Annotated in this window: 14 protein-coding genes; 8 read left to right on the forward strand and 6 right to left on the reverse strand. The window is 45.7% G+C overall.

The genetic code is table 11. The features are described 5' to 3' along the window. Window positions 1–79 precede the first annotated feature (79 nt). Window positions 80–2,170 (reverse strand): ATP-dependent helicase, encoded by a 2,091-nt coding sequence (locus IJJ71_RS12795; protein WP_296847563.1) that lies wholly within the window; start codon window positions 2,168–2,170, stop codon window positions 80–82. Between the two features lie 217 nt (window positions 2,171–2,387). Here IJJ71_RS12795 and IJJ71_RS12800 point away from each other — a divergent pair, with 217 nt between their 5' ends. After that, window positions 2,388–5,321: a hypothetical protein gene (locus IJJ71_RS12800; RefSeq protein WP_296847564.1), complete on the forward strand. Its 2,934-nt coding sequence runs from the start codon at window positions 2,388–2,390 to the stop codon at window positions 5,319–5,321. A gap of 55 nt (window positions 5,322–5,376) precedes the next feature. Here IJJ71_RS12800 and IJJ71_RS12805 read toward each other — a convergent pair whose 3' ends face one another. Next, window positions 5,377–5,904: a hypothetical protein gene (locus tag IJJ71_RS12805; RefSeq protein WP_296847566.1), complete on the reverse strand. Its 528-nt coding sequence runs from the start codon at window positions 5,902–5,904 to the stop codon at window positions 5,377–5,379. A gap of 156 nt (window positions 5,905–6,060) precedes the next feature. On the opposite strand from IJJ71_RS12805, the gene IJJ71_RS12810 reads away from it, so the two are divergent. Together IJJ71_RS12810 and IJJ71_RS12815 are read left to right on the forward strand one after the other, a co-directional pair. Continuing rightward, entirely contained in the window at window positions 6,061–7,299 is a 1,239-nt protein-coding gene (locus tag IJJ71_RS12810) for an aminotransferase class V-fold PLP-dependent enzyme (RefSeq protein WP_296847567.1), read from the forward strand. A gap of 187 nt (window positions 7,300–7,486) precedes the next feature. Further along, window positions 7,487–8,710: an LL-diaminopimelate aminotransferase gene (locus IJJ71_RS12815; protein ID WP_296847569.1), complete on the forward strand. Its 1,224-nt coding sequence runs from the start codon at window positions 7,487–7,489 to the stop codon at window positions 8,708–8,710. Between the two features lie 21 nt (window positions 8,711–8,731). Here the strand turns inward: IJJ71_RS12815 and IJJ71_RS12820 are convergent, their stop codons facing one another. From IJJ71_RS12820 to IJJ71_RS12835, 4 genes are all read right to left on the reverse strand, one after another. After that, window positions 8,732–9,937 carry a hypothetical protein gene (locus IJJ71_RS12820; protein ID WP_296847570.1) on the reverse strand — a complete coding sequence of 402 codons (1,206 nt, stop codon included), beginning with the start codon at window positions 9,935–9,937 and terminating at the stop codon, window positions 8,732–8,734. Window positions 9,938–9,950: 13 nt separating this feature from the next. Next, entirely contained in the window at window positions 9,951–11,288 is a 1,338-nt protein-coding gene (locus IJJ71_RS12825; RefSeq protein WP_296847572.1) for an OmpA family protein, read from the reverse strand. Window positions 11,289–11,372: 84 nt separating this feature from the next. Next, entirely contained in the window at window positions 11,373–12,446 is a 1,074-nt protein-coding gene (locus IJJ71_RS12830; protein WP_296847573.1) for a lytic transglycosylase domain-containing protein, read from the reverse strand. Between the two features lies 1 nt (window position 12,447). After that, the gene (locus IJJ71_RS12835; RefSeq protein WP_296847575.1) at window positions 12,448–13,455 is read right to left on the reverse strand and encodes a tetratricopeptide repeat protein; all 1,008 of its coding nucleotides are present in this window, start codon (window positions 13,453–13,455) and stop codon (window positions 12,448–12,450) included. Between the two features lie 191 nt (window positions 13,456–13,646). Here IJJ71_RS12835 and IJJ71_RS12840 point away from each other — a divergent pair, with 191 nt between their 5' ends. The 5 genes from IJJ71_RS12840 (at window position 13,647) to secF (ending at window position 19,505) form a co-directional block, all read left to right on the forward strand. Beyond that, window positions 13,647–14,252, forward strand: a complete 606-nt coding sequence (locus IJJ71_RS12840) for a hypothetical protein (RefSeq protein ID WP_296847576.1) — start codon at window positions 13,647–13,649, stop codon at window positions 14,250–14,252. Window positions 14,253–14,257: 5 nt separating this feature from the next. Beyond that, a complete protein-coding gene (locus IJJ71_RS12845) occupies window positions 14,258–15,952 on the forward strand; it encodes a tetratricopeptide repeat protein (protein WP_296847578.1) in 1,695 nt (564 codons plus the stop codon). A gap of 113 nt (window positions 15,953–16,065) precedes the next feature. Then, window positions 16,066–16,446: a preprotein translocase subunit YajC gene (yajC, locus tag IJJ71_RS12850; protein WP_296847579.1), complete on the forward strand. Its 381-nt coding sequence runs from the start codon at window positions 16,066–16,068 to the stop codon at window positions 16,444–16,446. A 24-nt stretch (window positions 16,447–16,470) separates the two neighbouring features. After that, window positions 16,471–18,264 (forward strand): protein translocase subunit SecD, encoded by a 1,794-nt coding sequence (gene secD, locus IJJ71_RS12855; RefSeq protein WP_296847581.1) that lies wholly within the window; start codon window positions 16,471–16,473, stop codon window positions 18,262–18,264. Further along, complete coding sequence (gene secF, locus IJJ71_RS12860) at window positions 18,264–19,505, forward strand: protein translocase subunit SecF (protein WP_296847582.1); 1,242 nt, start codon at window positions 18,264–18,266, stop codon at window positions 19,503–19,505. The genes secD and secF overlap by 1 nt, the downstream gene beginning before the upstream one ends. The last annotated feature ends 24 nt before the right edge of the window (window positions 19,506–19,529 follow it).

Genomic DNA, 19,529 nt, shown 5'->3' on the forward strand with positions numbered 1-19,529 from the left:
GCGGATAACGCCTGTGAGAATTTTTCAGCGACTTTGGCGATGAAAAATTCTCGTAAGGATTTTGACAAAACTTGTTTTGTCAAAATCCAGGAACTTTTGGTGCGCTGAATTTCTTTTTCATTTGCTGCAGGAGGTCTATTGCCATGTCTGCGCTCACTTCTTTTTGCGGCTCGTGGTATTCTACCAAGTGCGGCGGAATTTCGTCGAGGAAGCGGCTCGGCTGGCTTTCAACTGCGCTGTTTTGTCTTCGACGGCTTCTGCAGGCTGAAATCAAAAGCTTGTCGCGTGCTCTTGTGATTGCGACATAGAACAAACGACGCTCTTCTTCGACTGCGGCATCTCCGCCTTCATCAACTGCTCTTCCGTGCGGAATCAGGCCTTCTTCTGTTCCTGCGATGAACACGACCGGAAATTCCAAGCCTTTTGAAGCATGAATTGTCATCAGGTTGACTTTTCCAAGATTTTCGTCATCGTCCAAATCATCACGGCTTAAAAGTGTGATTCGGTTGAGGTAATTGTAAAGCGTAGGCTCGCCGGACTCAGGATTGTTTTCCCATCGCTCGATTGAGCCAATCAGACTTTCGATGTTGAGCATCTTGAATCGGGCTGCTTTCTCGGACTTCGGGTTTTCGCCAATCAGGTAATCCATGTAGCGGATATTGTCTACCATTGCGCGCACTTTCTTTGAAAGACCGTGGCCACCGAGCATGGATTTGTTTCCTTCTATTATATCAACGAATGCTTTGAGATTTTGCTTTGTTCCTTCTGAAAAATCCTCGTCGTCAAAGTCCGAATATTTTGATTCCGCTGAAATCGTTCCGCCCTGCATGAATAAGTCGGCCTCATTGTCACCAGCCTCAAGGAGCGCGTTGATTGCTTCCCAAAGAGAGCATGAAAGATTCTTTGCGATTTCGTTGAGCTTTTCGATTGTAGCGCGTCCCAAGCCTCTTCGCGGTGTGTTTATGATTCGAAGCAGGTTCACGTCGTCGTCGTGGTTTGAGATTACTCTGAGATAGCTGATTATGTCCTTGATTTCCTTTCGCTGGAAGAAACTTGTTCCGCCGCTCATCGTGTACGGAATGTTCTCGGCCAAAAATGCCTCTTCGATTGCACGCGACTGAGTGTTTGCGCGCATGAGAACGCAGAAATCATCGTACTTGCGTTTTTCGCTCACGCAGATGCTCTGGATTGTCTCGGTGATGAAAGCCGCTTCTGCCGTTTCGTTGTCGGGCATGTAAATTTCAATTGGCTTTCCTTCGCCTTTTCCGCTCCAGAGTTCCTTGTCCTTTCGGTTCGTGTTGTGCTTGATGACGCCGTTAGCCGCCGCAAGGATTGTGCCCGTGGAGCGGTAATTCTGCTCAAGGCGGATTTCCTTTACATCTTTAAAATCTTTTTCAAAATTGATGATGTTCTGGTAGTCGGCACCGCGCCATGAATAAATCGACTGGTCATCGTCACCAACGACAGCGATATTATTGTCTGCAAGAAGCCTCATGAACTCGTACTGCTGGTGGCTCGTGTCCTGGAACTCATCGACCATAATGTACTTGTAGCGTTCCTTGTACTTAGCCAAGATTTCCGGGTGCTCTCGGAAAAGCTTGATTGGAAGCGTAATCAAATCGTCAAAATCGACCGCGTTGTAAAGCTTGAGCCCTTCCTGATAGCCTTCGTATAGCTCCTTGTACATTTCGTTTTCGATTGTCCAGTGCTTTCGGCCAGTTTTTATGTCAGAAATCAAGATTCCCACCTGATAAATGTCGAGTGCGTCCGGAGAATAAGCAAGTTCCCGGCCAGTTTCTTTTATGAGGGCGTTTCGGTCTGTCTCGTCGTAGATTGAAAAATTCTCGCGGTAGCCCAGGGCCGCAATTTCCTGCCTCAAAATACGGACGCCGAACGCATGGAAAGTTGAGATTGTGAGAAGGGGAAGTTTTTTGCCTGTCAAATCCTTGATTCGCTCGCTCATTTCGCGGGCGGCCTTGTTCGTGAATGTGAGTGCAAGAATCGCGCTCTGAGGAACTCCCGCATCAAGCATGTGAGCGATTCGGAATGTAATTACTCTGGTTTTTCCGCTGCCTGCCCCGGCGATAATCAGAATCGCGCCGTTGATTGTCATTACGGCTTCGTACTGCTCAGGGTTCAGCTCGTTTTTCAAGTCAGATAAATCAGTCATAAGGAAGTCGATTGTATCAGAAAATTAAATTAAATAAAATACACGGGCAAGGGTATGGAGCAGTGGCGAAGCCAGTGCGCTAGCACCGAGGGTACCGAGCTGCGGAACACCCGACCCGGAGCGGCTTGCCGCGTAGGGATGCCCCCTTGAGCCTTTTATTCTTGGAAGTCAAAAACTTATCATTGCCCATAGTTGAAATCTAGCTTAAAATAATATTATGAATCAAAAAACGTGTTTTAATATTCTTCTTGCTTTTGTTTTTTTCTTTTCTTTTTCTTCTGTTTTTCCGGCTGGTGGCGTTCTTTCCGGCTCTTCTTCACCTCTTCATGTAATCCGCACGGAATATTTTGACATCATTTTCCCGGAAGAGAGCCGCGAATGTGCTTCAAAAATCGAGGCGGTCTGTGATGATTATTATGTCGAAATTTGCGCACTTTTGGAGACTCAGCCTTATCAGCGTTTTCCTGTTACGATTACTCATTCCGTGGAGAGCATGAACGCTTATTATTCCGCGATTCCGTATAACCGCATCGTTCTGTTCGACACTCTTCCCGAAAAAAGCCTCGACATGTATGAGAATACGATTCAGTCAGTTTTTTACCATGAGCTGACCCATGCCGTCACTTACAATATCAAGGCAAAGCCGCTCAGAGCACTTTCATTTTTCGCCGATTGCCTTAACCCCGCATGGCTCACCGTGACCACATTCTGGGCGGAGGGCGCGACTGTCTCTTTTGAAAGCAAGGGCAGGGGCGGTCGTCTTAACGATCCTTTCGCAACACAGATTGTCAGTCAGTCTGTGATTGAGGGGCATTTCCCTTCCTGGCGTGATGTTACTGGAGCAAGGGACACTTATCCAGGCGGAACTGACGGCTACATGTTCGGCTCAATGTTCGCAGCCTATCTCCAGGAAACTTACGGAATGAAAAAATACGCCGAATTCTGGGAAAAAGCCGGTTCCACGCTCACGCCGAGTTTCATTGCGGGTGTTTTTGAGCGCACTTACGGAAGGTCGATTACTTCGGTCTGGAAGGAATTTGAAAAGACTCTCGGAGTTGAATCATCGCCCAAAAAAGCGGATCTTCTTTCACACAAAAAATCCCGCGTCACGACTTTCGATGTCTTTTTCGGTGACGGTGAGATGAAAATCGCCTATTTTGACACGGCTTCTTCTTCCTTGCGGCTTGAAACTTTTGGCGCGGACGGAAAAGTCAAAAAAAACAAAAAACTTCTTGCAATCACTGGAATCACGCGGGTATCATTCTCACCTGACGGCAAAAAACTTGCATTGAGCAGGATTATCAGTAAGGACAATTCCAAGAGCGTGTCTGCGGAATACGATCTGGTGAAAAAAAGATACAGTGAGCACAGCACGACCGGGCGGCGCGAAGCATATTTCTGGTCTGATGGCGGAAAAATCGAGCTTTCCGAGATTGTCATGGACGAAGTGAAGGATGAGCTTTTCTTTTCACCAATTGGAATTGACGATGATCTTAGGGCTATGGTCGTGAAGGATAGCCTTAAGTGGAAAATCCGTTTCCTTGACGCGGAAAAAACGCTGGTTGAGTATGATTTTTCTGAAATTCCTGCGGCTTTCGGGGAGTCCGAGGGGCTGCGCAATCTGATTGTCCACAACATTCACAAACTCCATTGTGCTGATTCGGAGATTCTGCTTTCATTTACATGGGCGGAGCTTGGAATGGGCGGAAAAATGCTTTCTCGCACGGGAATCCTTAAAATTGACCGCGCTTCATGGGTGGCAGAAATCCTCTTGCAGAAGGAAAACGGTTTTGCGGGTGTGATTGAGGCAATTCCCTCCTTGAAAATTGCGGAATTTTTTGACGGTGGAAGTGACGGTGATGACTTCTCCGATGAAAAGAAATGCGCGGTTTTTATTGTTGCCGGCGAGTATGATAAAAATCCCCTCTACCAAATCGAAGTGAAGGAAAGTGATTTTGAAAAAATTTCGCTTGCTGCAAAAAAAATCGCTGTAGAAGAAGAAAATGCTAAAAATCCTGCTGAAATTACAGGTGAAATTTTGGGCGAATACTCAGACGAACACTCTGATGAAATCTCAGATGAAATCTCGGATGAAAGCCTTGCTGCGGAAGGAAAAACTGTAGAGCCGCACCGCGAGCTTTCTTACAATCCGTTCCGCTACTACCGACATGGAATAATTCTTCCGCTTTCGATGATTGGAATTTTTGACCATGAGCTAAAACAGGATTCGACGGCCTATTGGGGAGCAAGTTTTATCTCGACGAACCCGTGGGGCGACAGGCGGATTGATTTTTCGGCGGGTTATGATTCCTCTTATAAAGACGGCGGAATGAAGCTGGAGATTTCTGGTGGAGACGATTCACTCAAGTATTCTCTAGGCGGAACCTGCATTTTTGACAAAGACGGCTTCATGCAGAATTTTGATACTTTCCTTTTTGAAAAATTCCTTTGGCGTGGCAAGGTTGCTTCATTTTCTGTGGGTACTGAGGATTCTTTCCTGTATGGAAGGCAGATTATTGACGATGACCTGGAGAAAGGGCGAGATGATTCAAATGCAAAAAGTGCGGATGTCCTCGCTTTCATTCAGTTCACTAATATTCACAAAGTTTCTCCGCGGCCTTATTATCTTGCTGGTTTTACGCTCAAGCCGTTTGTCCTTGGCTCTTACCGCGATACCGAAAAACGCCCGGTTGAGGACAAGTATCTGAACGCGGGCGCAACCCTGACTGTAAAATTCCCGGTTCTGATTCCGTTTATTTTTACTGCAAGTCTTTTCCCGTCCTCAAAATATGCGGCATCCGGCTCCGCTCAGGCAATTCTCTTCGATCTTGAGATTCACAAGGGAATTCCTGCGGTCTCGCTTTTCCTCCAGCGGTTTGTCCTGAGCACGACTTATTCAGGAAAAATTTCTTATGTTCACGAAGAATTATGGGATGTTAAGCGGAGCAAGGAAATTTTCAATGATGTGACGAAAGAAGACTATTCGGATGCTATTAAGTTTGCGGCTGATTTTTATTTTTCTCCGAACACCGGATTCATTGCGAGCGGAGACATGCAGTTTTCTCTAGGTTATGCCGTGATTTATCGTCCGAATCCGAAGCCAACTGAAAAGAATGTATCGTACGGCATTTCCGTGAGCGCAGTCTATTAGTAATGTGTAATTAGCAATTAGGAATTAGCGATTTGTAATTTCTCATTGCGCATTTCTAATTTTTAATTTTCATCTCACTCCATTTGAAGAATCTTGGGGCCTTTGAGTCTATCCACCATTCTCCTTTGAAAAAGCCGTTGTCGTCCATTACTGGGGTTACGAAGATTACTTTGGCTGGATTTTCTGTGTCGTACTCAAAAACATTCGATTCCCAGACTTTTTTGCCAGCGATGTTTTTCGTACATTCAAATCCGGCCTGCTTGTCAATCGGCGTGTAGACTGAAAAACGGTATTTTCCGGGGCGGAGATTCAGGTGCATGGCCATTCCGCCGTCCAGGTAGAGAAGTTTTTTGTATCTGTTCACAACATTCGGGATTGTTGCCCATTCGTAAGTCGCCTTGACCTTTGTTTGGCTTACATCGTTTCCGTTTTCGTCCTCGATTTTCATATAACAGCGCACATAATTGAAGTCAGTTTTGTTCTCCGGGCGGTAAATTATCAGTTCCCAGGGATTGTGCTTTATCGAATCAGCAAAAACTTGCGTAAACAGAATTGCGAACAACAGAAAAATTATTTTCTTCATATTAAATTATCGGCACATAATAATTAGCAATGAGCAATGTGGAATTAGCAATTTTTCATTAGTAATTGAACAGTAAAAGCGGACAGTTTTTATTTTCCTAGTAAATTAGTAGGAAAGTACTTCTCAATTTTCGTTAAATTTTATATAATTCTTTCCATGAATAAATATCGAAATGACTTTCCGCTTTTTAAGGCGATTGATGAAAAAAATTCTGTAGATAACTCTGGTCTTGTTTACCTTGATACTGCTGCTACTGCACAGCGTCCATATATTGTTCTTAACGCGATGACGCATTTTTATGCGACACAGAACGCAAATCCTTTGCGCGGACTTTATTCTTTGAGCGAGCGCGCAACAAAGGCTTATGAGGATGCCCGCGAAACTGTGGCTAAATTCATTAATGCGCCATCAAGCCGCGAGATTATTTTCACCCGCAATACTTCTGAGGGGCTGAACCTGATTGCCAACACTTACGGAATGCAGAATGTTGGTGCGGGCGATGAAGTCGTCATTTCGATTATGGAGCATCACTCGAATATCCTTCCGTGGCAGTTTGTTTGCCAGGCTAAGGGCGCGACTTTAAAATTCATGTATGTCGATAAGGAAACTGGCGAAATCCCTGAGAGCGAATATGCCAAAATCACTCCGAAGACAAAAATCGTCTCTCTCACTCATGTCTCGAACGTTTTGGGAACGACAAACCCAATCAAAAAAATCGCTGAGATTGCGCACAAAAACGGAGCCGTAATGGTCGTGGACGGAGCGCAGTCAACGCCGCATATCAAAGTTGATGTTCAGGATTTGGGAGCGGATTTCTTTGCGATGAGCGGCCACAAGCTCTGTGGTCCGATGGGAATCGGTGCGGTGTGGGGCAAGTTTGATTTGCTCGAAAAAATGCCGCCTTTCCTTCGCGGTGGCGAGATGATTGAATATGTTACTGAGACGAGCGCAACCTGGGCAGAAGTTCCTCACAAATTTGAGGCGGGAACCGTGAGCGCAGGTGATGCTGTGGGAATGGCGGCGGCTATCCGATACATTCAGTCTGTGGGCTTGGATACAATAACTGAGCATGACAATGCTTTGGCTGTCCGCCTTATTGAAGGAATGAAAAAAATCCCTCATGTGAATATCATCGGAAACAAAGACGGCAAAAAACGCTGCGGAATCGTCACATTCACTGTGGACGGTGTTCATCCGCACGATATCGCGACCCTTCTGAGTGAGGAAAATATCGCAATCAGGGCTGGTCATCACTGTGCGCAGCCTCTTGGAGCATATCTTGGCGAGACTGCGACTGCACGGGCAAGCCTTTACTTCTACAACACCGAAGAAGAAATCGACGCGCTGGTTGAGAATGTCGCAAAACTTCGTGCATGGAGCGGATTTAAGGATTAAAAAAAATGGGGGAGGGGAAAGCCTTCCTAGGGAGTCGGTCGCCGCAGGCGAAGAAAGTCGTGAGACGACTTTCTAGACGAGTCTCGGTGAAGGCTGTGCCTGAACCGTGTGTAGACCCTTCTCCTAAGGGAGAACCCTTAAAATCCCCCTTTTATAAACTTAAGAATTTCGTTAGAATAGGCTCACTATGATTAAAAGAAACAATGGATTTGCAAATTTGACCGCGGGTTATCTCTTCCCAGAAGTTGCCCGCCGCCGTCGTGAATATGCTGCTTCCCACCCGGAGGCAAAAATTATTTCTCTTGGAATCGGAAATACTACTGAGCCTATCTCAAAACATATCGCAACAAAAATGAGCGAGTATTGTCTCGGTCTTGCCACCCCGGAAGGATATTCTGGCTACGGTGACGAGCAGGGAAACACTTCTCTCCGCGCACGAATCGCCGAAGTCTTCTATCCAGGCATTATCGATGCCAGCGAAGTTTTCATTTCGGACGGAGCAAAATGCGACATCGCCCGAATCCAGACACTCTTTGGCCGTGAGGTAAAAGTTGCCGTTCAGGATCCTGCTTACCCGGTCTATGTTGACGGAAGCGTAGTAGTTGGAGCTGCCGGCGAGAACATCGGTACCGGCTACAAAGGAATCCAATATCTTCCTTGTACCGAAAAGAACGACTTCTTCCCGGATTTGAGCAAAGTTGAGCCGGACACACTCATTTATTTCTGCTCACCAAACAACCCGACAGGTGCAACCGCAACAAAAGAGCAGCTCAAAAAACTCGTTGATTTTGCAAATGCAAACGGCTGCATCATCATCTACGACTCAGCTTATTCAGAATTCATCCGCGACAAGAATTTGCCAAAATCAATTTACGAGATTGAAGGTGCAAAAACCTGCGCAATCGAAATCAACTCATTCTCAAAACCGGCTGGCTTCACAGGCGTTCGCTTGGGCTGGTCTGTAATTCCTAACGAGCTTAAATTTGCCGACGGTTCAAGCGTAAACAAAGACTGGAACCGCGTAATGACAACTTTGTTCAACGGTGCTTCAAATATCGCACAGGCAGGTGGTCTTGCAGCTTTGGACGAGCAGGGCTTAAAGGACATGAAGGCTCAGGTAGATTACTATCTTGAGAACGGCAAAAAAATCAAGGAAACTCTGGACGGAGCAAACTTCAAGGCAATGGGCGTTGAGGCCTTCTTCACAGGCAACGGTCCTTATGTCTGGGCAAAATTCCCAGGCAAAAAAAGCTGGGATGTGTTCGACGCAATCCTCGACAAATGCCACATCGTGACCACCCCAGGAAGCGGTTTCGGTCCAGCCGGTGAATCTTTCATAAGATTCAGCTCATTCGGCCACAAAGCCGACATCGAAGAAGCCTGCGCCCGCCTCAGCAAATTCTCTATGTAAGCGTAGAAGAAACCTGATTTTTTACAATTCTTTCTTATACCCGATGTGGAGTTTAACCGCATCGGGCTTTTCATCTTTCAGCTTGATTACATTTGCCTGCAGCATAATCCGCAGAATTCCTTTGTTTGCCTGAATTTCCGTGAACGGACTTACCGTTACGCTCAGGTTATCTTTTATATCTTCAGATTCAAGCGACTTCAAATCATCGAAGTATTTTCCTGTAAGACCTGCGCTTGCGTTTAGTCCCGCCGAATAATCGTGGTTCTTTGTGTAAAGACAGTCGCTGAAAATCCTGATGTTTGCGCCGAGACTTTCTTCGATAAAAATAAAATTAGTCAGTTTTGTAGCAGGAATGTTGTACGCGCTCAAATGAATTTTTGCCTTCCCGATTGAAATTCTTGGCTCCACAAGCATGAAAATGTCTTTCGGCTTCAAATCTGTCGTTTTGTCGTTTTTCTTTACCGGAAGATAGTCGAATCCGCCGAGAACATAAAGGGCTAGGGGAGTGTGGCTGTTTCCAATAAGCATGTCCAGTCCGGAATGTATGTAAAGGGTGTCAATCAGAAGAAAAACATCTTCCCCCGCATCATTTTTTGTATAGATTGGTGCTCCTGCTCCAGCCATAAAGTCCATCGTCAGGTATCTGAATGCACAAGCGAGCCTGAAATCTGCGTTCAGTTCAGCTTCGCCCGGAACATCACTGTTCTTACTCACGCAAAGTCCTGCGCTCACCGGAATTGATTTCAGCGTCAGTGAATAGCTTCCTCCGTTTCCGTGAATGTCGTAAGCATTCGGTGCGTTAAGTCCGAGGTAATTTTCAGTCAGAAATGAGGAGTAGTTTTCGGTTCCGAGCCTTCTTCGGATGAAATGCTGGGTTCCGACTGATTCGGAGCTTCCCTTGAAAAAGGTCAGGGCATGGGTTGCGCCTGCAAAAGATTTTATGTATTCTGCCGAAATTTCGTTGATTCTGAAAACTGATTCCGCATCTTTCGTAAGTCCGTTGGTGAAAACATCCGATGTTCTCAGCGAAAGATCTGTCCTGAAGGAAAGTGAATTTGTCAGCGAGAACTGTCCTGCGAAAAATCCGTTAAAAAACAATGTCGGATCAAATTTGTGAGCGGACTTGTTTACGAAACTTGCGCAAAGTCCTGCCTCACCTGAAAAAAAATTCGCCGCGAAGAGATTTGATGAGAAACTAAGAACTAATGCCGCAAAAACTTTTTTCATTATTTTTTCTCCGTTATCGTTGGATGTATGTTGCCTTTGGTCGCGCCGTTATGATTACGCGGCGGTTCATTGCCCTTCCTTCTGGAGTTGCGTTTGATGCGACAGGCTGTGTGCCGCCGTAGCCTTTGTAGCTGAAAATTGAGCGTGGAAGGCCGTTCTTTACAAGTTCGTTTATGATTGTCTGGGTGCGCGCGATTGATAGGTTCATCTGACCGACAGGCTTGTTGACATCCGCTGTGTGGCCTTCGACAAGAATCGTGAACGCATTGTCTTTGTTTACATCCTTTAAAAGCCGAGCAAGATTCTGCATTTTCGGAAGTTCCGAGTCAAGGAGCTGCGCGCTGTCCGCTACGAATTTGAGATCGTAGAGAAGCTGGATGAAATTCTCGCGGATGTTGATGATTGGAGCCTCTTTGTTCTCCGGGAAGTAGCTCTTTATGTCCAGGAACGGTGCGTAGTAATCCTGTACTTTTTCTGATGTGTCAATCGCGTAGCTGAGGTTTTCCTTGTCGAGAAGCACGACGACTTTTCCTTCCTGAAGAAGCTTTACATTTTCCGGCATTGAGAGAATTTTGAGCGCGTCTGCCCTGGAAATTACCGGGTCGGTGCGAAGGTGGCCGTAGACTTTCCTTGCTTTTATGTGAAGGGGGTCTGAGCCGATTCTGTCGTGATATGCGCTTTCGTCGTCACGCCAGTCATAGTGGAGCATTCCGTTCTTGAATTCTGATTTCGGGTTTCCCATGTTGCGCTCGTAAATCAGGTTCATGTTCTCGTCCCAAATCTGCGGGAAGAAGCACGGGTACACTTCGTCCGTCATGAATTCGCCGTGAACATCAAGCTCTCCGCGCGCATCGATGATGATTCCTGTGTAGACCCTTGATGCCACCGTGTCGATTGGCTTTGCGTTCTCGTAAGGAAAATGATGTTTTATCATCAGGGCTGAGATTTCATGCAGGTTGATTGTATGCGTTGTTTTGAGCGTGAGAGTGCCGTCCGTGAAAATTCCAGGGCTTTTCTTTCCTTCGTCGATGATTTTTGTCAGCTGCTCCAGGGTGATGTCGTTTGAAATCACGAGGTCGCCAATCTGCTGGCTCGAATTTACATACAGCGAGAGAAGCGGTGATTTTATGAGGTCTGGAAGTTTTGTCTCAACGAAATTGATTGCCGCGCGTTTTCCTGACGGCATACTGATTCCTGCCCGCTCTGTGTCGAGGTTTACATCAGACACAAAATTTGACTTTGACCAGTCGATTACGCTGGATGATGAGATGATTGGCTTGTTGTCAGCGGCAGATATGCTTCCTGCCAGAACTGTGGCTAAAATCAGCGAAGATAAAATTGTCTTTCTCACGGCTTTTTCCTTTAAATAGTTCTTCAACTTTGATTATCGGCATTTAAAATTTAAAACTGAAAATGAAAGGTGAAAATTTGATTATTAGTCTTCGATTTCAGAAAGGGCTTCTTCTGCTGCCAGTTTCATGCCCATCGGGAGGCGGAGCTTGTATTCGTACGGCGGTGTTTCTCCGTGAATAAGCTCCAGGTTCAGCTCTTTGAGGATGTCGTAGCTCAGTCGGATTTCAGAAGCAAGGCGTTTCAATGAGATTCTTGACCTTGTGGTAACATAGTCGAAATCAGCGTAATGCCGTGACTGGCTGAGTTTTGGAAGAGACACCCTGTATTCCTCGCCGTTTTCCGCTATTTCGTTTATGGCTATGAGTTTCGGAACATAATTGATTGTCTCTTCGGGAAGCATTTTGTGCTCAGCAAGGTACCAGAATGTTTTTGCCGGGGATTTTTTGAGTGCGCGGCGCATTGCTCCGGCTCCGCAGTTGTAGGCTCCGATTGCCAGTGCCCAGTCGCCGAACATTCCGTAGTTGTCCTTGAGTTTTGAGAGAGCCGCATCTGTGGCTTTCCACGGATCAAGCCTTTCGTCAAGCCATTCGTTTTTTTTGAGAAATGGACTGATTGAGTTTTCCATGAACTGCCAAAGCCCTCTTGCCCCGCTCCTGGATTTTGCGGCCGGTTTGTATTCGCTTTCCACGAGCGGAAGGTATTCCAGGACAGCCGGAAGATTGCGTTTTTTCAGTTCCTGCCTTACATAAAGGCGGTAATATTCTCCGTCGTCAAGGATTTTGTACAGGCTTTCCTTTCCGAATCTCGTCATGTAACGGGCAATGTATTCATGGATTATTTCCTGCTCGAATTTTCCCCCTGCCAGCTTGATTCCGCCGGCTTCCTTTATGATTTTTTTCTGCTTTTGCTCAAGAAAGGCTTTCTGCCTCTCGTAATCTTCCTCGTCGAACAGTTTGAGAATTTGGTTCAGCGGCGAGTCATCTACATAATATTCTTCCGCGGGTGGAAGTTCCTCCAGCTCCACTTTTTCAAGCAGGATGTCACTCTCTTTTTGTTGCGGAAAATCTGTCTCAGCAAAGAGAGGAGAGAAAAAAGCTGCCTCAGCGAGAAAAACTGTTCCGAGAAGAAAAAGCCGCCCCGGAAAAATTCGGCGCATCTTAGAGTTTTTCACCGAAGTAGATTCCTGCCCATTCCCAGCGGCCGTGAATTTCCGGGTCAGCAGGGAAATTTACCTTTCGGAAATACAAGTACCAGACATTGATGTATGTACTCCAGCCTGTTGTCCTTAGATATGCCTCAGTCGGCGTTGAGCTTTCGTCGAGGTTTTCGCTGTAGCGGATGCGGTTTCCGAGCATGAAGTTGTGCATTGAGAAGTTTTCGAGCGCGTTCGGGTCTGATTCACTTGACTTCCAGCTCATTGCGAAGAAATTGACTTTTGAGCGGTACTGGTCGAGCGCGCGCCAGTTGTAGCTTGAGATTGCTTTTTTTACGGATGTTTCGAGCGAGTCAAGTGATTCAAATGTCCAGTCTTTTGGTGATTTTGAGAAATCGACCATCTGCCGGGCCTTTGTGTATGCGTCGGGGATTCCTGCAATCTGGATTGTCGATGAATCCGGTTGCTCCAGGAAGAGTGAGTATGATTTGAGTGCAAGCTCCCATTCGCCGTTCTTTTCGTATTCAAGGGCAAGACGGAGATACATTTCGGTGATGCTTACATTCTGCGGAAAATTCGTGATGATTCGGTTGAAGTAGTTGATTCTGTTGGATGAGTTTTTGCTGATTTGAATGAGGTGCTGCAGGCAAGCAAAGTGGATTGACTCTCCGTTTACGAGAAGGTCTGAATAATTGTTGATTATGCGCTCGTAGTAATATTCTGCGACGGCCTCTTCTCCCTGTTTGAGATAATTTGACGCGACCATGAGAAGCCAGTATGCGTTGTATGTGTCGCCTGGATGTGTCTCAACCCAGTCAGTGAGAAAAAGAACCATGTTGTCTGTTTCGTCATGCGAGTAGTAAAGGTTTGCGATTCTGTTGATGACCGCATATCGTGACTGTATGGAAATTGCCGGATCCTCAAGAATTGCGCTGAGCTGTTCAAGAGTCTCGGCGGATTTTTCTTGTTCCGGATTTTTTGAGCAGGAACCAAAGCTTAATGTGAGAGCCAAGCATAGAAAAGCATAGAAAAAAAACAAAGGACTTTTCATAATCCTAAGAAAGATAGCACAAAAACTCTGAGTTCTCAATCATAATCCTGAAAATTTTTGATTTCTGAATCCTGTAGAAATTTATTGAATTCTATAGTATTCTATTCTGATTTAGCTTTAAAAAATTGATGATAGGATGGGGGATTTCTTTCATGAAAAAAATAACTGTTCCTGTACTGAACATACTTCTTGCGGCCGGTGTCGTGCTTATTCTTGCGGGGCTGCTCCTTATCTCCCGGTTCTACGGCGGATTTGGCGCGGAACTTCCTGCCGGCTCAATAGCCACGATGATTTTCGGCGCGGTTATTTTTTATGTCGCGATGACTCTCGTTCACTGGGCGATATTTTTCTTCCTCGGACTTCTCGTTTTCTGCATCGGACTGTGCATGACTTTCGTTTTTTCCGGGGTCATGCCGATTGGTCCTGAGCATCTTTGGCCTATCGGGGTACTTCTGTGCGGCGTGTGCCTTCTGCTTACTTGCGTTTTCAAGCACAGAAAAATTCGCGGGGTGTATCTTTTCCCGACCCTTTTGATTGAGGTTCTGGGGGCTGTGTTCCTTCTGTTTTCTCTCAATATAATAAAGATTTCTTTTTCGGCGTTCATGTCAAAATGGGGGCCTCTGGTTCTTATCCTTGCCGGCGGCACGCTTGTCGGCGTGTTTTTCTGGCAGAGGAATTTCAACGATTTCTTTCCTTATGACAAGGATGAACTTTCCGGCCTGACTGACGAAGACGAAAAAACTTTTTATGGGGAATAACTGACTTGCAAAAATCGTGGCGGAAGTTTTCTGCCTTTGCCTGCATTTTCTTTTTTTCTCTGAGCAATTCTCCGGCTGATTCTTCCGGGGCGGTAAAGTTGGCGGTTCCTGAGCGCAAGGCCGTTTCGTATTTTGACGGAATTGAGGCTGATGTTCTTTCTGATGTGGAGAAAGGTTCGCCTGAGTCCCTTAGGAATGCCATTTCAAAATTGAAACGCAACAAAAATTCCATGGCGGAGAATGAGCAGGTGCTTCACTACATTGCGGTCTCAATCATGCAGCTCTGCTGGAAGTCCGAGAAGTTTACTGATGATACCACAGGGCAGAATTTTAAGAACAATTACACGGGGGCTATCTCATCTTCCAGAAACGGATTTTACGATTCTCCGCTGGGTGAAAAAGATTTCTTTGGCTATGTCTTGCCTTCACTTGTCCTCGTGGCTTCCGAAACCCGCAGCGATTATTATGATGAGTCCGAAAAATCTCTTCTTGCGGCACTTTCCATGCGGCCTGATTCTCTTCTGGCAAATTATCTTTACGGAGTTTTGTGCAGGCGCAAAAAAGATTTCAAGACTGCGAATGACTATTTCGGCCGTGCTTTTGACATCGCCCAGAATTGCTATGAATGTTCCTTTGCCTACGCAGAGAGTTTCATGAGTCTTTCTGATCCTGGCACTGCTTTTACCCTAGCAGAGAAGATGCTTAGGAGCTACCCGCAGAATAAAAATCTTCTCAAACTGTGCGCGGAGTCGGCTTTTGCGGCCTCAGATTTCGTGAACGCCGAGCTTTATGTGAGCCGTGTCCTGCAGCTGGAGCCTGAGAATTCAAATTATCTTTTGTTCCGTGCGCGGATTCTCGTGCGAAAAGGCGAGTACATCAGGGCGGCTTCGCTTCTTGATGCCTATGCCCGAAAGGATTCTGTCTCGCGTGATTACCTCGTCCTTCGCTTTACGGTGCAGAAAAACTGGAACAGAAACACTGCCGCCGCAATGACTACAATCGAAAACGCGCTTTCTCTTTATCCAGATGATTCGGAAATCATTCTTTCGGCGGCTTCCCTTGCCTCGGAGACTGGCTCAAAAATCGGCGGCAAGAGCGGTGAGGAACTTGCGGACATGGTGCTTGAGAAGGAGCCTGAGAATTTCGATGCTCTGCAGATAAAAATCTCATCAATGGTTGCCGCAAAAAAATGGAACGATGCTTACAAAGCAAGCTCGGAATTGCTCAAAAAGGATGATGTTCCGAATTCCGTGCTCTTCTCGCACATAAAAATCTGTCTTTCGGCCGGAAAAAAGGACGAGGCGTGGAAATATGCCTCAAAACTTTATTCAGCGAACGGCTCGGACGAGGAAGTTTTGCAGTCTTATATCGATGTGCTTGTCTCCACTGGAAGGACGGCCGAGGCTTCAAAACTCATTACCCAGCTTCTTCCTTCTTCTGCCACAAGGATGAAAAGTTTTCTATATTATGAGCGCAGTTTTCTGGCTTCCGGCGAAAATGCCGTGCTTGCGGATTTGCGCTCAAGTCTCACGGCGAATCCCCGCAACAGCGACGCTTTGTTCAGGCTTTACAAAATCTATTACAACAAAAAGGAATACCGCAAGGCTCAGTATTACTTAAAGCAGGTCGTTGCCCTCTCTCCAAAGGATGAAAGTCTTCTAAAACTCAACAGAGAACTGGAAAATCTTCTAAAAAATTAGCCCTTTACGACTCGTCACCTTGATTTTGACTTCGTTTAATGATATTCTATTTGCACTATTTTAAACTATGATGGATGTAACATCTTTATTTGGTGTTACTGTAGGAGTCAAAAATGTTTTTACCTTTACTTCAGGCGGCAGGGGCTACAAGCAGCCAGACTTTGATGTCGGTCGTCCCTTTCATCGCCATCATCGCTATTTTCTATTTCTTCATTATTCGTCCGCAGAATAAAAAGCAGAAAGAAACTCAGAAAATGATTGATGCTCTCAAAAAGGGTGACAAAGTTGTTACAATCGGTGGAATCCACGGTGTCGTGTCTTCAACAAAAGAAAAGACCGTGATTCTTAAAGTTGACGAGAATGTAAAAATCGAAGTCAACCGTGCAGCAATCGCCGGCGTTGAGAATCCGGCTCCAGCAAAATCGGATAAAAAAGCTGAAGAGTCAAAAGAGTCTCCAAAAGAAGAGGCTGCTGATTCTACAAAAGCTGAATAAATATAAATATACCGGAGTAAAAAAATGAACAAACGAAGTCGTTTCATCATTATTCTGGTAGTTCTTGCTGTATGTTTTGCATTTCTCTGGCCGTCAATCAGCTGGTATGCAAGAACTCCAAAGGACGAGCAGACTCTTGCGCTCGGTTCTCTTGAGAAAATCAAGGACTACACAGTAGTAAAAGCAAAGGGTGAGTCTGAAAAGCTCATCGCACTCGCAAAGGTTAATCCGGAAGCAGTTCTTGATTCTCCTAATTACGATTACCTTGTAAAAGCTGCAAAAAAGAATTACAAGGAAAATGCAAAGGCTTATAAAGCCGCTGGTCTTGAAGCTCCAAAAACACCGGAAGTTATGACTATCGGTGCTATCTTGGATTCGTTTTCTGGCGAAAATGCCTTGGCTGATTTGCGTGCTGTAATCGAAGGCAAATATCGTGATGAAATCCTTGCGGCAAAAAAACGCTACAATTCTTCTGTTAAGCTCGGCCTTGACTTGAGCGGCGGTATGAATGTAATCGTTCATGCTGATCTGGATGCTGCTCTTGCCTCACAGAAAAAGGACAATGAAGTTGCCGATGAAGCCCAGTTCAAAAAGGACGCGATGGCTCAGGCTATCGAGACTTTGACTGGCCGTATCGATAAATTCGGTCTTACTTCGCCGGTTATCCGCCAGCAGGGTGAGGACAGAATCTACATTGAAATCCCTGGCGCTGCTGATTCAGAAAGCGTAAACACAATCATCATGGGTAAAGGAATCCTCAATTTCCGCCTTGTTGATGAAAACGCTACCGCAGCTGTAATGAACTATTACCGCCAGAACGGTATCCTCTTTAACTCAGACGGCAAACTTCTTGATCCTTCAATCCTTCCTGCTGACTGCGAGGTAATGGGCTTCTACGAAAAAGACGATTACGGCCTTGACCAGCTCGTTCGCGGAGCAGAATATATCGCAGTCAAAAAAGAAATTGCCCTGGACGGAAAGCATGTAAAATCTGCACAGGTTTCTGCTGACCAGACAACAAACCAGCCGGAAGTCAACTTCGTCCTCGATTCAGAAGGCGCACAGATTTTCGCTGACTTCACAGGTGCTCACGTAAACGAACGCCTTGCAATCGTAAGCGACAACAAAATCAAGTCTGCAGCAACTATCCGACAGGCAATCAACGGCGGACAGGTTTCTCTCTCAGGCGGATTCAGCGTAGAAGAAGCTCAGAATATTCAGAAAGTCTTGCAGACTGCATGGCTTGAAGTTCCTCTCGAAGTTGAGAGCCAGCAGGTTGTCGGTGCTTCTTTGGGTGAAGCTGCAATCAGGCAAGGTATGAACGCCCTCACATGGGGCTTGGCAGCCGTTCTCGTGTTCATGATTCTCTATTATCTTGGTGCGGGATTCAATGCCGTTGTCGCACAGATTTTGAACATGTACATCATGTTCTCTGTTTTGAGCGCATTCAACCTCACTCTTACACTTTCTTCTATTGCAGGTATGATCCTTACAGTCGGTATGTCAGTAGACGCCAACGTAATCATCTTCGAGCGTATCAAGGAAGAGCTTAGAAATGGAAAGAGCCGTGCTGCCGCAGTTGCCGCTGGTTTCGACAACGCTTTCTGGGCAATCATGGACTCTAACATCACGACATTCATCGCTGCTGCGTTCCTTTCAAAATTGGGTACAGGCTCAATCCAGGGCTTCGCTGTTTCGCTTGCAATCGGTGTTTGTTCATCAGTATTTACAGCTCTCGTAGTTTCTCGTCTTATGTTCGACTTCAACACTGATGTCATGAACAGAAAGACAATGAGCATCGGCTGGGGAGTAAAATAATGAAAAAAATAATTCAGTTTAGCAAATTTTTCCCTGTCGCTGTAGTTTTGAGCGCAGTAATCATTATCGCGGGCATTGCTTCGGTCGTTACTCGCGGAATCAACTTCGGTCTTGATTTCAAGCCTGGTATGATTGAAGAAATCAAGATTGCAAATACTGTTCTTGAAGTTACATATAACGGTACTGCAACTGTTTCTTTGGAAGCTAATGACGATGGCATCCAGATGGTAGTCAGTGGTATCGGTGAGGAAAACCGCACTGTTTCAATTCCTTATGCAGAAGTTAAGACAGTTTCTGATCTTGCTGCAAAAATCAATGATGTGAACGGCGTTTCTGCACACATCAAAAAGGAAATGGAGCTTCCGAAAGACGGTCTTTTCGTAAACTCTGGTTCTTCTAAGAACTTGGGTGAAAAACCACTCAGCCTTTTTGTTGCGGATGTTTCTACTGGCATTTCTGCTGATGATGTCCGTGCAGCCCTCAAAACTTTCGACAATGTTGATGTCAAGGAAGTTGGCGACGGTACAAGCCGTGCTTTCCAGGTTCGAATGGGCGTTACTGGCGACGAGGGCAAAACCCTTCAGGCTGATGCAAACAAAGCTCTTTCAGATGCTTTCGGTGCAGACAAAGTTGCTTTCGTAAAGTCTGACTTTATCGGTGCTCAGTTCTCACAGTCTTTGATTCGTGACTCAATCATCCTCGTCCTTGCGACATTGGTTTTGATTTTCATTTACTCTGCAATCCGATTCCACTGGGATTTCGCTCTTGCGGCAGTAATTGCTATCGTTCACGACGCTTTGATTATGGTTTCTTTCATCTCATTCATTCAGATGGAATTCAGCACAACAACTTTGGCCGCTATCCTTACGATTATCGGTTACTCAATTAACGCTACTGTCGTTATTCTTGACCGTGTACGAAGCGACATCAAGGTCGTTGAGGCTAAGACATTCAAGGAAGTCTTGGACTCTGCTCTTTCTTCAACATTGAGCCGCTCTATCATCACAACTTTGACAACATTGTTCGCAGTTCTGGCATTGTTCTTCTTCACAACAGGAACAATCCACGACTTCTCATTGGCTCTCACAGTTGGTTTGATTTCTGGATGTTATTCTTCTATCTTCATTGCAGGTGCATTCATCCTCGCAGTCAGAAAGAACCAGAAGTTCCAGACAATCGCTGCAAATCCAAATGTAAGCCAGTTCAAGGCTGTCGAAGAAGAAGCTGACGACGTAGAGTAATTAGAAAGTAGCAATTAGCAATTA

Origin of the sequence: Treponema sp. (assembly GCF_017430385.1) — a bacterium.
GTDB lineage: Bacteria > Spirochaetota > Spirochaetia > Treponematales > Treponemataceae > Treponema_D.

Bases quoted from the DNA above. Each gene is read 5' to 3' on its own strand.
- IJJ71_RS12800 (WP_296847564.1), top strand. From the start codon at position 2,388: ATGAATCAAAAAACGTGTTTTAATATTCTTCTTGCTTTTGTTTTTTTC.
- yajC (WP_296847579.1), top strand. From the start codon at position 16,066: ATGTTTTTACCTTTACTTCAGGCGGCAGGGGCTACAAGCAGCCAGACT.
- IJJ71_RS12805 (WP_296847566.1), bottom strand. From the start codon at position 5,904: ATGAAGAAAATAATTTTTCTGTTGTTCGCAATTCTGTTTACGCAAGTT.
- IJJ71_RS12795 (WP_296847563.1), bottom strand. From the start codon at position 2,170: ATGACTGATTTATCTGACTTGAAAAACGAGCTGAACCCTGAGCAGTAC.
- IJJ71_RS12815 (WP_296847569.1), top strand. From the start codon at position 7,487: ATGATTAAAAGAAACAATGGATTTGCAAATTTGACCGCGGGTTATCTC.
- IJJ71_RS12820 (WP_296847570.1), bottom strand. From the start codon at position 9,937: ATGAAAAAAGTTTTTGCGGCATTAGTTCTTAGTTTCTCATCAAATCTC.
- secD (WP_296847581.1), top strand. From the start codon at position 16,471: ATGAACAAACGAAGTCGTTTCATCATTATTCTGGTAGTTCTTGCTGTA.
- IJJ71_RS12840 (WP_296847576.1), top strand. From the start codon at position 13,647: ATGAAAAAAATAACTGTTCCTGTACTGAACATACTTCTTGCGGCCGGT.
- IJJ71_RS12830 (WP_296847573.1), bottom strand. From the start codon at position 12,446: ATGCGCCGAATTTTTCCGGGGCGGCTTTTTCTTCTCGGAACAGTTTTT.
- IJJ71_RS12810 (WP_296847567.1), top strand. From the start codon at position 6,061: ATGAATAAATATCGAAATGACTTTCCGCTTTTTAAGGCGATTGATGAA.
- secF (WP_296847582.1), top strand. From the start codon at position 18,264: ATGAAAAAAATAATTCAGTTTAGCAAATTTTTCCCTGTCGCTGTAGTT.